This is a genomic window from Reichenbachiella sp. MSK19-1 (assembly GCF_003590315.1).
Taxonomy (GTDB): domain Bacteria; phylum Bacteroidota; class Bacteroidia; order Cytophagales; family Cyclobacteriaceae; genus Reichenbachiella; species Reichenbachiella agariperforans.
In genome coordinates this window covers 253968-269224 of sequence record NZ_MIER01000015.1, presented here as the reverse complement: position 1 = coordinate 269224, position 15257 = coordinate 253968, and the positions used below count along the sequence as shown (strand labels likewise).

Annotated in this window: 8 protein-coding genes; all 8 read left to right on the top strand. The window is 42.2% G+C overall.

Annotation, left to right across the window (positions count from 1 at the left end; all coding sequences use genetic code 11):
- The first annotated feature begins 103 nt into the window (after nt 1–103).
- Nucleotides 104–2038, top strand: coding sequence for a PKD domain-containing protein (locus tag BGP76_RS09395; protein ID WP_119844476.1), 1935 nt, complete (start codon nt 104–106; stop codon nt 2036–2038).
- A gap of 23 nt (nt 2039–2061) precedes the next feature.
- Complete coding sequence (locus BGP76_RS09390; protein WP_119844475.1) at nt 2062–3459, top strand: PKD domain-containing protein; 1398 nt, start codon at nt 2062–2064, stop codon at nt 3457–3459.
- 309 nt (nt 3460–3768) lie between these two features.
- Entirely contained in the window at nt 3769–6909 is a 3141-nt protein-coding gene (locus BGP76_RS09385; protein ID WP_119844474.1) for a TonB-dependent receptor, read from the top strand.
- 12 nt (nt 6910–6921) lie between these two features.
- The gene (locus tag BGP76_RS09380; protein WP_119844473.1) at nt 6922–8721 is read left to right on the top strand and encodes a RagB/SusD family nutrient uptake outer membrane protein; all 1800 of its coding nucleotides are present in this window, start codon (nt 6922–6924) and stop codon (nt 8719–8721) included.
- Nucleotides 8722–8746: 25 nt separating this feature from the next.
- Nucleotides 8747–11560: a SusC/RagA family TonB-linked outer membrane protein gene (locus BGP76_RS09375; protein WP_119844472.1), complete on the top strand. Its 2814-nt coding sequence runs from the start codon at nt 8747–8749 to the stop codon at nt 11558–11560.
- An 18-nt stretch (nt 11561–11578) separates the two neighbouring features.
- On the top strand, nt 11579–13312 hold the full coding sequence (locus BGP76_RS09370) for a RagB/SusD family nutrient uptake outer membrane protein (RefSeq protein ID WP_119844471.1): 1734 nt from the start codon (nt 11579–11581) through the stop codon (nt 13310–13312).
- 16 nt (nt 13313–13328) lie between these two features.
- Nucleotides 13329–14210 carry a DUF1735 domain-containing protein gene (locus BGP76_RS09365; protein WP_073124242.1) on the top strand — a complete coding sequence of 294 codons (882 nt, stop codon included), beginning with the start codon at nt 13329–13331 and terminating at the stop codon, nt 14208–14210.
- 261 nt (nt 14211–14471) lie between these two features.
- Complete coding sequence (locus tag BGP76_RS09360; RefSeq protein ID WP_073124244.1) at nt 14472–15251, top strand: AraC family transcriptional regulator; 780 nt, start codon at nt 14472–14474, stop codon at nt 15249–15251.
- The last annotated feature ends 6 nt before the right edge of the window (nt 15252–15257 follow it).

Genomic DNA, 15257 nt, shown 5'->3' with positions numbered 1-15257 from the left:
CTGTATGGAGGGTAAAAAAGAGAAAATACCTATCATGAGTATATAGGGTCTCTTTTAGATTGGTGATGGTTAAAAAAGTGAATCATTATTTAAACTTATTTGTATGTTGAATAATGTTCGAAAGAAGTGGATCTCACTGGGCTGTTGGTGCCTGGCTGCAGGTCTGTTTGTCTTTTCTTCATCTTGTGATGAGGAAGAAGATGGTGTAGGCGAAGAAAGTGGTGTCATTACCATTAAGGCCTCACACAAAGGAATTATGAGTGGAGGGACGGTTATGTATACAGACTCTTCTACCAAGGTTTCTCAACGAGAGTGGCTATTTGCTGGAGGAATACCGGAAACGTCTTCTGAGCCAGAGGTGACCGTACAATACGACTCAGCGGGCTTGTTTAAAGCTGCGCTTAGAGTGACTTACACGAACGGTGAGACTGAACTGGAAGAAGTAACCATAAGGGTTGTAGATGGTTTAACGGCTGGCTTTTCAGCAGACCAGAGTTCGGTCATAGAGTATAGCTACATTCAGTTTAGTGATACCACCATAGGTAAGGCCGATGAGTGGCTGTGGGAGTTCGAAGGTGGCGAACCAGCGACCTCTACGGATAGGCTACCTAACGTGCGCTACAAAAATGTAGGTATGTACGATGTGAAATTAATCGTGAAACAAAGTGGAGAGATAGCAAATGCCGACACTACTTTGGTCAGTGATTATGTGCAGGTAGTTTCTGCCCCATCCCTTGACCCTGAATATGAGGTCGACAATGAAAACCCCGTTGAGTATGAATCTGTCCAGTTTACTGACCTTACAGAAGGTGGCGCAGAGACGTATTTTTGGGAGTTTGAAGGTGGCGAACCGGCTACTTCTACAGAGGCTAACCCAACGGTGCTGTATCAGACCTCAGGAACGTTTGAGGTGAAGCTTAGAACGACAAGGACAGAACCCGAAAGGGACGAAACGTTAGTGAGTGATATTACTGTAGGGTTAGCACCAGATATTACTGCTGATTTTGTAGCCAATGCTACGTCTGTCCCTTATGGAGGTGAAATTACCTTTACCGAAGAATCTTCGGACAATGCACAAGAATGGTTCTGGGAATTTGAGGGAGGTACCCCATCTACGTCGACTGAACGTAATCCTACTGTGACATACAGTACTGTGGGAGTATATGATGTGAAATTGACTGTGGCTAGATCTGAACCTTCTAGAGAAACTGTAGTGATGAAGTCGGATCATGTAACGATCACTGATCCACAACCGCCTGTGGCTAATTTTACGTCAGATTATAACAATACGTTGGTTTTTGACGCAGGAGGTACTGTGACATTTACAGATGCTACGACCAATGATCCTACGAGTTATTTTTGGGAATTTGAAGGTGGAACACCAGCGACTTCCACTGAAATGAATCCAACAGTTACCTACAGTTCAGGAGGGACATTTGATGTAAAGCTGACTGCTACAAATTCACAAGGTAGCAATTCTAAAATGCTAGTCAATTATGTGGTGGTAGCTTCTGATGGTACTGTTTGTGATGACTCACCAGCCAATTTGATCGCGTGTGGAAACTATGCAGGTGAATCAGATGACTTGTCAGGCTGGAGAGCGGCTACTGGAAGCTCGTTTGCTACAGATGCGATTTCTTTTACGCAGATGGATCATTTAGGTGTTTCATCCGCTGTAGTGAGTAGTGGAGCAGGTAGCATTTCGTATGAGATGATCGAAGGAAATGGTCTGGTTATCTTTACAGGAAGTGAATTTACAGTAGACACAGAGGCAGATTATACATTTACCTCAGATATATATGCGGAGACACTTGGTACTACCTCAGGAAACATGGTGGTGGAAATTGCTATCATACCCAAAGGAACCAACGATTCCAACTTGTACCGTGGCTGGCAAGCTCCAGCTGATATGAAGGATCAGTGGGCGACCAAGTCTGTTACTAAGACATTGCCTGCGGGTACATATGTGGTGGGGTATCGATTGTATGGAGGTCATTCCAAATGGCATTTTGATAATCTGAATGTGGTGAAAAACTAATGATGACGGAATAATAGATTCTTATGAAAAAGAAATCAATAAATCAATATATAGGAGTAGCAACCTTAGCTACTAGTGTTTTTCTCTTTGGTTGCGAAGAAGAAACTGCAAATAATGCACCTCCCGAGAAGGGGGAGGCAAGTGCCTCAGTTAGCCAAGCTTTGCTCGTAAATGGAGAGAGTACTCAGTTTGTAGATGAATCCAAATCCGTAACAAAGCGAGTTTGGAATTTTGAAGGAGGGATACCTGAGTTATCTTCTGATCCAGACATAGAGGTGATGTATGAGACAGCTGGTGAGTTCAAGGCCAGTTTGTCTATTCAGTATGAGTCTGGACTGTCAGAGCTTGTTGAGTTCCCGATCAAAGTTTTGGACGATCTTCAGCCTGTAGTAGGAGTAGATCTTTTAGAATCAGATTCAGGATTTCATATCTCTACTGGAGATGAGGTTCAGTTCGTAGACGAGAGTATCGGAGAACCTGATCAATGGGAATGGACTTTTGAGGGAGCAACTCCTTCTACTTCTAATGAGCAAAATCCAGTGGCAATGTATTCGGTATTAGGTGATTATGATGTCACACTGAAAACGACAAGGAATAACCCTGACGGATCCGTTGAGACTGTGGTTATGAGTGAGTTGATTCATGTCAACCCAATTATTCCAGTAATTGCGGATTTTGAAGTGGATAAAGAGCTGATTTTGCCAGGTGAATCCATTTCATTTACGAGTAAGTCACTCGGGTCTCCTGATACGTACGAGTGGACATTTGAAGGAGGGGTACCCGCTACTTCTACTGAGAAGAATCCAACGATACGCTACAATGGTTCAGGTCGATTCAGTGCGGTATTGAAAACCTATAAAGCGTCTAGACCAGAGAATTTTGGCCAGCTAGACACTGTGTTGGTATATGTACGAGCAGAGGATGAATTATGTACAGCGTCTCCTAATCTATTGGCCTGTGGTAATTTTGACTTGGAAAGTAATGATATCTCAGAATGGGTGGCTGGTTCTAATGGAGCCTCTTATAATCACATGTCAAGACTCAGTTATTCACCAGATTTGGGTGAAGGTGGGTCTGGAGCTATTATATACTACCACGATGGTGGTGGAGGAACGGTTCAGTTCTTCTCTCAACAGTTTGAAGTCACGGCCGAGGGAGACCACACGTTCTCTGTTGATTTGTACGCAGAGACCATACCAGAAACTGCGGGGAATATGGTAGTGGAAGTAAACTTGGTAGCTAATCATGACGGTAATACAGAAGTCTATAAATCATGGCAGGCACCAGCTAACATGAAAGACCAATGGTATAGAGCCAATGTGACTAAGACCCTTGCTCCTGGTAAATATAACATTGCCTTCAAGGTATATGGTGGAGCTTCCAAATGGAGGTTTGATAACGTAGGAGTAGTCAAAAATTAAGTTCTTATCATGAAAATACAAAAAAGGCCTTCGAGAGATCGAAGGCCTTTTTTGTTGCTTATAGATAGGTTGGGAGAATCTTACCCCCCTTAATTCCGTATATTCCCCCCTTGAAATCTAAAATCACCCCCTTTTCCCATACCATGCCTTCGTTCATTGCGCTAGGCTCCTGCTTAAATTTGTTAAAGTTGATAGTTTCGTTTTCTGTTCGTTTGAAGATATAATCAACGATTCTCTTTTTTAACCAAAAAGCGAACGGAGTAACTGCTCATCAACCATGAATGAAAGTTAAATTTTAAACATAACTAAATGCGTGAAAAGACTATACTACTTCTCGGCTTCCCAGGACGGGTAGCTTGTTGTATGATATTGTTGCTGTTCTTTTCGGCCTTTGTTCAGGATGCCTTTGCACAAGGCGGCCAAAAGGTATCGGGAAAGGTAACAGATGAAAACGGAGAGCCATTACCGGGCGTCAACGTTGTAATAAAGGAGTCATCCACAGGTACGATTACTGATCTGGATGGAAATTTTGCAGTCAATGCGCCGAGCGGTGCTATTCTTTCTTTTTCTTTTATTGGATATGAACCTCAGGAGGTAACGGTTTCTTCTAGATCTACTATAGATGTGGGGATGAAGCTGGATATAGAATCACTTGATGAGGTGGTCGTGGTGGGCTTTGCCGAACAAAAGAAAGAAAGTGTAGTAGGCTCAATCGTAACCACTACAGGAGAAGATGTAGTGAAATCTGGTGGTGTGACGACTGTGAGTGAGGCATTGGCTGGGTTGATGCCTGGTGTGACTACCCAGCAAAATGCGGGTATACCTGGAGCATCACAGGCTGAGATTCTCATTAGAGGTAAGTCTTCATGGAACAATAACTCTCCATTAGTATTGGTAGATGGGGTAGAGCGTGATATGAACAATATCGATCCTAATGAAATCGCATCTATTACAGTCTTGAAAGATGCCTCCGCTACGGCGGTGTTTGGTGCTCGTGCAGGTAATGGTGCAATTATCGTGACTACCAAAACGGGTACTTCTGGTAAAGTCAATGTGAATTTCAGTGCAAACTTTGGTATGAAGCAGCCTACAATCGATACAGATTTCATGGCAGATATGCCTACCAATTTGAGGCATTTGAATATTGCAGCTATGAATGATAGGCAATATAGCTCTCTGATACCTGAGGAGACAATTGCCGCATGGGAAGACCCCAATAGAAACCCAGACTTATATTCATATACTGACTGGGTGAGCGAGTTGCTTCAGACAGGGTACAATCAGAGTTACAACCTCAATATTTCGGGAGGGAATGAATTTGTCAAGTACTTTACTTCGTTTGGACACAACAATGATGGGGATATTTTCGATCTAGAAAAACAATCGGATTACGACCCTCGCACTTGGCAAAAGCGATATAACTACAGAGCCAATGTCGATATCAATCTCACCAAAAGCACAACGGTCAAAATGAAATTAGCTGGTGAAATCACCAATTGGAACGGTAATTTTGTGACAGCTGCAGGTGGAGGAACAGGTTTTTCTCAAGGAGATGGTTCTGGTCGAAACCTTTATCTTCAGCAGTTCTATAACTGGCCGATGGTAAGTGCTCCGCCAGTGTTTTCTACAGGAGAGTTTGGTATAGAGCAAGGTGTTGCCGAAAATCCCAACTACCTAGTCAGGATGCAACACAATGGCTCTGTACAGCGAAAATCTAATAAGCTTTGGACTGATTTTGGGCTTGAGCAGGATTTGAGTTCTTTGGTAGAGGGGTTGAAACTACGAGGCAAAGTGGCATATAATTCTTACTTTCAGTATCGACAGGAAACCAAGCATGAGATCATTCAATATTATGCAGAGGAAGTGCCTGTACAGGGGTCAGATCAGACTGAGATAGAACTTATACAGTATGGAAGTAATACCCAAAATGTACAAAAACCACCAGTTTTGGGTGACGAAACTTTGGACAATTATAACAGGAGCCTTTATTATGAAGGTGGAATAGACTATGCCAATACCTTCGGAGCTCATTCCGTTTCAGCATTAGGACTTTTTTATCGTCAAGAAAGTCAGAATAAAGTCGAATTCAAAAGTGTACTCGAAAGCTGGATTGGGCGTGTGACTTATAACTATGACGAACGCTATTTCTTTGAGATGAATGGTGCCTATAATGGTTCTGAAAAATTTGCTCCAGGCAATCGTTTTGGTTTTTTCCCTTCTGGCGCTATTGGTTGGATGGTGTCTAACGAGAGCTTTATGCGAGGAGCTAAGCGCTGGTTAGATCACTTGAAGATTAGATATTCTTATGGGGTAGTGGGGTCAGAAAAATCTGCCGCCAGATTTGCTTATGTTTCGACATATTCTATTAACAATACCGCTGATCAAGTTCCCTACTTTGGACAAAATAAAGAATCGATAGCGACCTATAAGGAAGGGAAAGTTGCCAATCCTGGTGCTACGTGGGAAGAGAGTACTAAACAGAACCTTGGTTTTGAATTCGGGTTTTTGGATAGTCGTTTGACCTTGGATGTAGAGTTATATGATGAAAAAAGAGAGAATATCTTCCTTAACAGAAAGTCTGTAAGTGTGTTTACTGGGTTTCCAGGAGCAGTACAAGCGAACATAGGAAGCACAGAGTCTCACGGTATAGAGTTTGACCTCCAATGGAAAGAGGCAGTTTCTGCTGATTTCTCATATTTCGTCAAAGCGAACCTAAGTTTGGCTGAAAACAGAGTCATATTCAAAGATGATCAACGTTTTGCTCCAGAGTATCAAAAAGAGGCTGGAAAGCCAATTGGATCATGGAGAGGACTGATGGTTGATAGTTATCTGGATAGCTGGGACGAGGTGTACAATACGACGGAGTCTTCATGGGGTACAGAAAGTCTGATTCCAGGTGATTTTCAGTATGTGGATTATAATGCTGATGGAATCATCAATGTTCTAGACCAGGTGGTGATTAAGCAGCCTAGTTATGCCGCCAATGCGTATGCTTTTTCTGGAGGTGTTTCTTACAAAGGCTTGAGTCTTATGGCCAGGTTTACTGGGGTGTTTAATATGGCTAAGTATATGTCACCTAGTTACCTATGGGAATATGAAACTAGGAGTATTCTTGGTTTTCAGCTGAACAATAATGAGCAACGCGACTATTGGACTGAAGATAATCTGGATGCGTCTCACCCGGCTCTGCATCTGTCCAGTACGCATAATAGACAGACCAGTACGCATACGATCAGAAAGGCTGACTATCTGAAACTGCAAATGGCAGAAGTGTCCTACAAACTGCCGATGCAAAACGTGAACATGATCAATAATTTCGAAATCTATGTGAATGGAAACAACCTTTGGACGTGGAGTAGCCTACCGAGTGAATTCGATCCAGAAGCACAAAGCCTAGAGGTATATCCTATTTCGAGAAGGTACAATGTAGGGTTTAGGATGACATTCTAAAAAGCGAGAATTATGAAACTAAAAAATATCTATATATACGTGGCGATTTTGGTGACAATATTCACCATATCTGCCTGTGAAGATTATTTGGATGTGAGTCCAGATTTGGGACTTGATGATGATGAGGTTTATACGAACTACGAGTCATTCCAAGGAGTCATCGCGCATGCCTATTGGACGTTGCATAACTATGCATACGATCCACAGGATTGGGATTCAGAAATCGGAACCTTAAGTGATGAAGCACAACACCTTAACGTGAATAACAAACCAATAGCCAATGTGTTTAATCAGGGACTATGGTTAGATGAAGGGTTTCACGAGTTTGGTTTTGATTACAACTGGAGCGAAGGTAATCCAGAGCGTAGATCTAGAAAACAACCTGCAGGAGAAGCTATCGTCGGTATTAGAATGGTCAACTTGGCTTTGGAAAACTTGGATAAACTAGAGAATTTTCCAGAACTAGCTGATTTTACTCCAGAGGAGATGAAGAGGCATCTTGAAGGAGAGGCTCGTTTGATTCGCGCATGGAACTACTTTCAGGTTATTCAGCGCTATGGAGGGATATTCTATTTGAACAAGTCATTTACGAGTTCAGACATAGTTGATTCTACTCGTAGATCATATCAGGATTGTACGGATTGGTTAGTGTCTGATTTGGACAAGGCGGCAGATCTTTTGCCGAAAAAGTGGCCTGTTAACTATGAAGGGCGTGCTACTGTAGCTACAGCCAAGGCGATCAAAAGCATGGCATTGCTGTATGCAGCTAGTCCAAATATGAGCATGATCGATGGAGGAGCAAATGCCTACGTGCAATCTCGTGCTCAGGAAGCAGCTGAGGCAGCCTTAGAAGCACTGGCCGCTGCTGAAAATTCTAACTATTATAGAATGCTAACACTAGCCGAGTATAAGGAAAACTGGAATGGAATAGCTTCAGGAGTTTCCTATGAGGCACTGTGGGCACCCCCACAGTCCAATGCCAACTCTCCTGGTTTTAATGCAGGTCTTGGATGGTATATGCCACACTGGGACGGTGGATGGACTGTATGGAGTGGTCCTACCCAAAACGCTGTAGATAGATTTGAAACTGCTAATGGTTTGGATATCAAAGATGATCCTGCTTTTGATGCACAAGATCCTTTTGTGAGTAGAGATCCTCGTTTGGACATGTTCGTCTACAAAAATGGAGACAACATGTACATCTCTGCACCATCGAGTAAACCAGCAACTTTGGAAGCTTGGAATGGAGGTTATCATGAACTACAGGCCAAATCTGTAGGGTTGTGGACTGGGTATTTGCACAGAAAGCATCGCTGGGATGGTGCAAATAACATTGATGTCGTAGCGGGTGTGAAAAGGATCTTTCCTTTGATTCGATATGCGCAGGTTTACCTTGATTTTGCAGAAGCTGCTAACGAGGCAGTCGGTCCTACCACAGCAGTATCTGCTGGAGGAAAAACCATGACTGCAGTAGAAGCACTCAATGTAGTGCGAAATAGAGTTGGAATGCCTGATGTAGATCCTATGTATACTGGATCGAAAGCAGCATTGAGAGAGAGAATTCGAAACGAACGTTTTGTAGAGCTCTATCAGGAGATGCACAGATGGCATGATCTGAGAAGATGGAGAATTGCTCACGAAGAGTTAGATGAAATCTACGGAGCTGAAATTCTCAAATCAGGTAGCACACTTATCTATGATAAAAAAGAAATAGAAGGTGCACGTGTGTTTGAAGAAAAGCACTATTGGTATCCTTTTCCTTCTGGCGAAATGAGATTGGTAGAAAACTTTACTCAAAACCCAGGATGGTAATTTCTAAACCACAAAAAGAATCGAAATGAAATATATACAATATATCATAGCTCTTGCGACTGTTTTGTTTGGCTTTGCTCAGGTGCAGGCTCAGCAAGTCGAAGAAGTAGTGCTACAGGACACTCTGGGAGCTAATAAAAAACAAAAGGTGCATTTGCCCTTTGGAGATATGGACAAAAATCGTGTAGTGGGAGCCACGAGTCTCATTACTCAGGATCAGATAACGACAGCGGATTTGGACGTAGAATCTGCCATGATAGGCAAAGCTATGGGACTAAATGTGTTTAAAAACTCAGCAGGTCCTGGTAGTGACAATTCATGGTTGAATGTCAGAGGCTTACATACTATCGGTGACGATGGCCCATTGGTGGTGGTTGATGGAGTTAGTAATCGTTCCCTAGAGTCACTCAATTTCTATGAAATTGAGTCAATCACAGTACTCAAGGATATTACAGCTAAGTCTCTCTATGGTCCTCAGGCTGCCAACGGTGTGATTTTGGTAACAACCAAAAGAGGTGAAGTGGGCGTAAAAAAGGCTAGTATCAATGCAGAGTACGGTTTTAGAAAACCTACTCATTTGCCTGACTTTCTTAATTCGGCAGATTATGCTAGACTTTACAACGAAGCACAAGAGAATGATGGCTTAACTCCTCAGTATTCCGATGCTGATATCGCAGCTTATGAATCAGCAGGAATCAACGACGAGTTGCCTAACGTGGACTACTATGATCGTTACTTGAAATCGTTTACCAATTACCAGAGAATCTATGGTACCTATAGCAATGCTGATGAAAAAACGGCATTCTATTTTACTGCTGGATACGCTGGTGAGGGAGGTTTGGAGGCCATTGGCGAGCAAACCAAGTACAACAGCATGAATGTTCGTGGTAACCTGGACTATAAGATCAATGATATCTTTAGTGTACAAGTGGATGTAGCAGCTAGGTTGGAGACTACTTCGACCAATCAGATGACATATTCTAACTATGACGGTACCCCGAACAACTTGGGCGACAACAATACTGTTCAAGGTTTCTTTAGTACACTTAGTTCTCATAGACCCAATGAGTACCCGATATATCACAACGCACCGACGGCCGAATCTCCAGGAGAGTTAGGTTGGGGAGCTGCTAAGAGTACAAATATAGAAGGAGAATTGCTACGAGCTGGTTATAGAGATGAACTACTCAGACAGTCTCAGTCCAACATAGGTTTGGATATGGATTTTACCCAATGGGGGATTGAAGGTTTGTCCTGGAAAAACTACGTTTCATTTGATACTTACAACTTTCTAATTACTAGAAAGAAGGATGAGTATGCAAGATACCAGGCAGACGGGACTCAAGTCGGTGATGATGTACAAGCTTCTGGTATCAGCAAGTTTGATGATTCTGCGTATCGCAATATTGGTATGATCTCTACGATGACATATGACCGTACATTTGGCGACCATGCTTTTACTTCTCATCTCAATGCGATTGCTCAAAACCGTGAGTATCAAGGAACTGCTCAGCCATACAAGAATGTGACTTATGGATATCGTTTGAACTATGCTTTTGCCAATAAGTACATCGCAGAAGTGGATCTGACTTATATGGGATCTAATAAGTTGGAAGAAGGTAGCCGCTATGAGTTTTTTCCTTCTGTAGGACTAGGCTGGGTACTGAGTGAAGAGGGATTCTTGCAGTCGGTAGATGCCCTAGACTATTTGAAGATAAAGGCGAGTTATGGACAGATGGGCTATGACCGTTCTTTGCAGCATTTTTGGTACAGAGATGCATACGGCCCTAATGGTTGGGTGCAATTCGGCTCACAAAACAGCAATGGTTCGAGCGCTTACAATTTGATACGGGCAGGGAACCCCGCCATTGGTTTTGAAATAGCGACTGAATACAACATTGGTTTGGAAGCATTGATTATGAAAAACTTGTCTGTTGAGGCCAATTATTTCAATGAATATCGATCAGATATTCCTATGCAGGTTTCAAGTTTATATCCTGACTATTTTGGCGATTATATTCCATATATCAATTATGGGGAGGTTAGCAATCAGGGTGTAGAGTTGGGCTTGAACTACAGTGGTCAAGCAGGGGATATCAGCTACGGTGTAGGTGGATATGTAACATATTCCGAAGCGATTTACGAAAAGACCGGTGACCTTACTGCTTTTTCTCATTTGAACAGAGACGGTCAGCCGCTCGATGCGATGTGGGGATATAACTCAGAAGGGTTCTATACTGATGCATCAGAAGTAAATGTACAGAGTACATTGGGTGGTGATGTCATCGCAGGAGATCTGAAATATACAGACATCACTGAAGATGGACTGATCACTGTGGAAGATCAAAAAGTAATTGCTAATACTACACCTAGATATCAGTATTCTTTGAATTTCAATTTTGGATACAAAGGATTGGGCTTATCGGTACTAGGGCAAGGAGCTGCAGGTCATGATAGAATGATGAGTTGGAACACTGCATACAATGGAGTGGCTCAGGGTAAGTATGCCGCTAACGCCATGAATAGATGGACACCGGATAATCTAGATGCTAGCCATCCACGGTTGACTACTGTGGGAGGAGCGCACAGTTACCAAGGTTCTTCCTTCTGGTTGCAAGACGCTTCCTATTTCACGATTAGAAATATAGAGTTGAGCTATGCCTTTCCTGAGAAAATCAGGAATTCTATTCGTGCATCTGAGTTACGCGTATTTGCTAGAGGTACTGACTTGTTCAGTTTTTCAGGCAACTCCGACTTCAACTCTGATAACGCTGCTTCTGGATTGTCTAATGGCTTTTTGATGAAGACAGTGTCTCTAGGTTTTAATCTTTCTTACTAATATTTAAATAAGAAAAGAATGAAAAAAATAATATATACACTGGCCATATTGGTAGGCCTAAGTGCCTGTGATGAGAATTTCATGGAGCCAAAGTATGCCAATGAGTTAGGCCTAGAGGAGGCAGTGAGTGACCCACAAGTCGTTCAGGGATTTCTTCTCAAAGCCTATGATGCGTTGCCCAAAGGACAGGATAACTATGGAGGTTTTCTGGATTGTGCGACACAGAATGCAGTGATTAACCTGCCAAATAATCAGCTAAATAAAACAATTGCGGAAGAATGGCAGGCATTAGGGAGTCCAATTGACAATTGGTCAAGTCGTTATGCAGCGATCCAGTCAATCAATCGTTTTATCGAGTATGGGTTGAGAGGTGATGTGACTTTCTGGAAGGGAAATGAGCAAACGAATAAAGAATTGACCGAGCGTTTGGAGGGAGAGGCTTATTTTCTCAGAGCTTATTTCTATTTCGATCTACTCAAGCGTTTTGCTGGTGTGGATGGGTCTGGGGAATTAATGGGTGTGCCATTGATCACCAAGCAGCTGGATGCCGCTAGTGTTCCAGAGCTACCAAGAGCGACCTTTAGAGAGGTATTAGAGCAGATCATAGATGATTTGGACTATGCGGTCAATTTTCTTCCAGAGAATTATAGTGGTTCAAGCGAGATAACGGGACAAAACCAGTTAGGGCGTGCGTCATCAGTGGCTTGCCTTGCCTTGAAATCTAGAGTACTGCTATATGCTGGTAGTGAACTCTATGGCCTCAGTGATGCTCAGGATATGAATGTCGAGTCAGCTAGAGCAGCAGGAGAAGCTTTTGGTTTGATCGGTACCACACTACCGGATGTTTATCTCGATGCAGGTGGTAGCACTGGCTATGACAACTATTTTAACAATGGCGATTCTGATGAACTCATCATGAGAAGGCTTGGCAATAACGAAAACGTGATTGAAGGAGCTAATTTTCCTCCGAGCTACTTTGGTAATGGGCGTACTAATCCAACTCAAAACCTAGTAGATGCTTTTCCTACCGCGGATGGATATCCTATAGATCACCCGAGTAGTACGTATGACCAAGATTTTCCTTATGCTAATCGTGATCCACGTTTTTATATGACTGTGCTGTATGATGGAGCTTTCTTTAAAGGTCAGACGGTACAGACTTATGTAGGTGGTAAGGATTATTCAGGTGGAGTAGGTGGAGCGGCTAATACAGAAAACTCAACACGTACTGGTTACTATCTCAGAAAGTGGTTGAGTACTTTTGTGGATAAAAATCCAGCTAATAATACCAATGCATATCACTACTTTTCATTGTTCAGAAAGGGGGAGGTTTTTCTTAATTTTGCTGAGGCAGCCAATGAAGCTTTCGGTCCAAATGCAGATCCATATGGAGTAGGTATGACAGCTGTAGATGCGATTCGTGAGGTACGCAGAAGAGCAGGGATCGCACAGCCTGATGTCTATCTTGATATGGTTAGTGCCGATCAGGATGATTTGAGAGAGTTGATCCGCAATGAGCGAAGAATCGAGCTTTGTTTTGAGGGGCATTACTTTTATGACTTGCGTCGATGGAATGAGGATTTGAATGATGAAGTGAAGTCGGTTAAGATAGAGAAAAACCAATTTGGGGTCGCTACCTATTCAATTGAATCACTATTCACGCCGACCTATAAGGATTACATGTACTTTGGGCCAATGCCTTATTTTGAGGCGATTAAGACCCCTAGTATTACGCAAAACACTGGTTGGTAATTAAAAATTGGAGAAGATGAAAAAAGCAATATATATGATGTTGATAGCAGTGGTGGTTTTAGCCACTGCTTGCTACGAAGATTACGAAAAACCTTTTGATTACACGGCGGTATACTTTCCTCATCAGCAGCCTATGCGTACGGTTACGCTGGAGGATTCGGTGATAGAGGTAGGTATCGTATTGGGCGGAAAGCGTGACAATACAGTGAATGAGTACGCTTATTTTAGTAAAGATGACGCTTTGTTGACAGATAGTAGATTTGCAGTGTTGCCTAGTACTCACTATAAGTTGAGAGTAGATGAGGATTCCTTGATAAAAATTCCGTCAGGTTCGTTTCAAGGAGAGTTTGAATTGGTGATGACAGATGAGTTTTATAATGATGCATTGTCTTATCAGGATCACTATATTCTTCCACTTAAACTGGTTCAGTTTACGACTGATTCTGTTTTGTATGGCAAGCACTATACTTTGCTAATGGTCAAGTATATCAATGATTACCACGGTACTTACTACCGTATGGGCGCTGACTCTGTAGATGTGGATAATGTTATTAGATACAGTACGGATACTTTGGTATACAATGAGACGGTAGATCTGAGTACGCTGGGACAAAACAAACTGTTGTTGCCAGCTATTGGAAAAGCAACCGACTTTGTAGACGTATTAGAATTGACGATAGATATGGAAACAATGGAAGTAAGTGGTGATCTGTCAAAACCTAATGCTCAACTAGCCATCAATGATTTTTCAGGAGTGGTTAAGGACAATACGATCTCTTACAGTTATACCTATGAGTTTGATGAGGATAGCGACCCTAGTACAGCGAGTGATGTACATTACGTATCTGATTCTTTGGTATTCAGAGACAATGGTATACGGTTCGAAAAATGGGAATAATGATCTAGTTTTATTTTAAAGAAGGCAGCCATTGGCTGCCTTCTTTGTTTATAGGCATGGCATCATATGAACTGGTTTCGGTTGGTTATATGTTTACTGAGCTATTGATGTGATTCTCCCCCTCTTTTAGAGATGGATTTGCCCCCTGACTTTCTTTAAATCCCCCTGCTTTAGCTTTCAATTCTTTTACAACATGCCGTCTTGTAGCCTCTATCTTTGAGTAGTGAGTTTGAAGTTTTTTGAATCCAAATAGAAGGTTATATGAAGCAAACTACGGTGATAGTATATGGATCGAATGTGCTGGAAAATAAAGATAAGCATTGGTTATCTCCTCAATTTGAAGTTGTGGGGACAGGCAAAGCGTTATTTGCCATCGATGTGGTTTTGGTTCCATATTTTCTTTGGGATGAATTTAACAAAGAGTATCCTCGGTGGTTTGTTTTAGAAGAAACATCAGTTTTTGTTTTGAGTGATGATTTGGATACTGAGATACAGGTGGAACTATTGCAACAAGGGGTAATAGATATAGTATCATCACATGTAGCTCCTATTTTACTGTATACTAAGCATCAATCAGCAATGAGACTTAGGCAGCTTAGTTTTATGGGGACGGAAGAACTCTCAGGCTCATCGGTATTCATGGTTACCACATGGCTGGAACGTGTTACTGCCATCATAGAAGAGAATATTGCAGATACTGAATTTAATGTCCAGTGCCTAGTCCAAACCAGTGGAATGAGTAGAAGCGTACTCTATTGCAAACTCAAGGAATTGACGGGGTTTTCGACAAGCGAATTCATTAGAACTATTCGGCTAAAACATGCAGTGGCATTACTCAGGTCGGGTGCATGTTCGATAAAGGAGGTTCGATATAAATCAGGCTTTAATTCTGCTTCTTATTTCACCCGTTGCTTTAAGAAGCAGTATGGGTATCTACCTAGTGAATACCTGAAAAGCATGAATACCTCGATAGTAAGAACCTTAGGTACAGGTTATAGGGATGAGCCGATACCTCTTAAAAGACAATACATAAATGCATAAAATAAA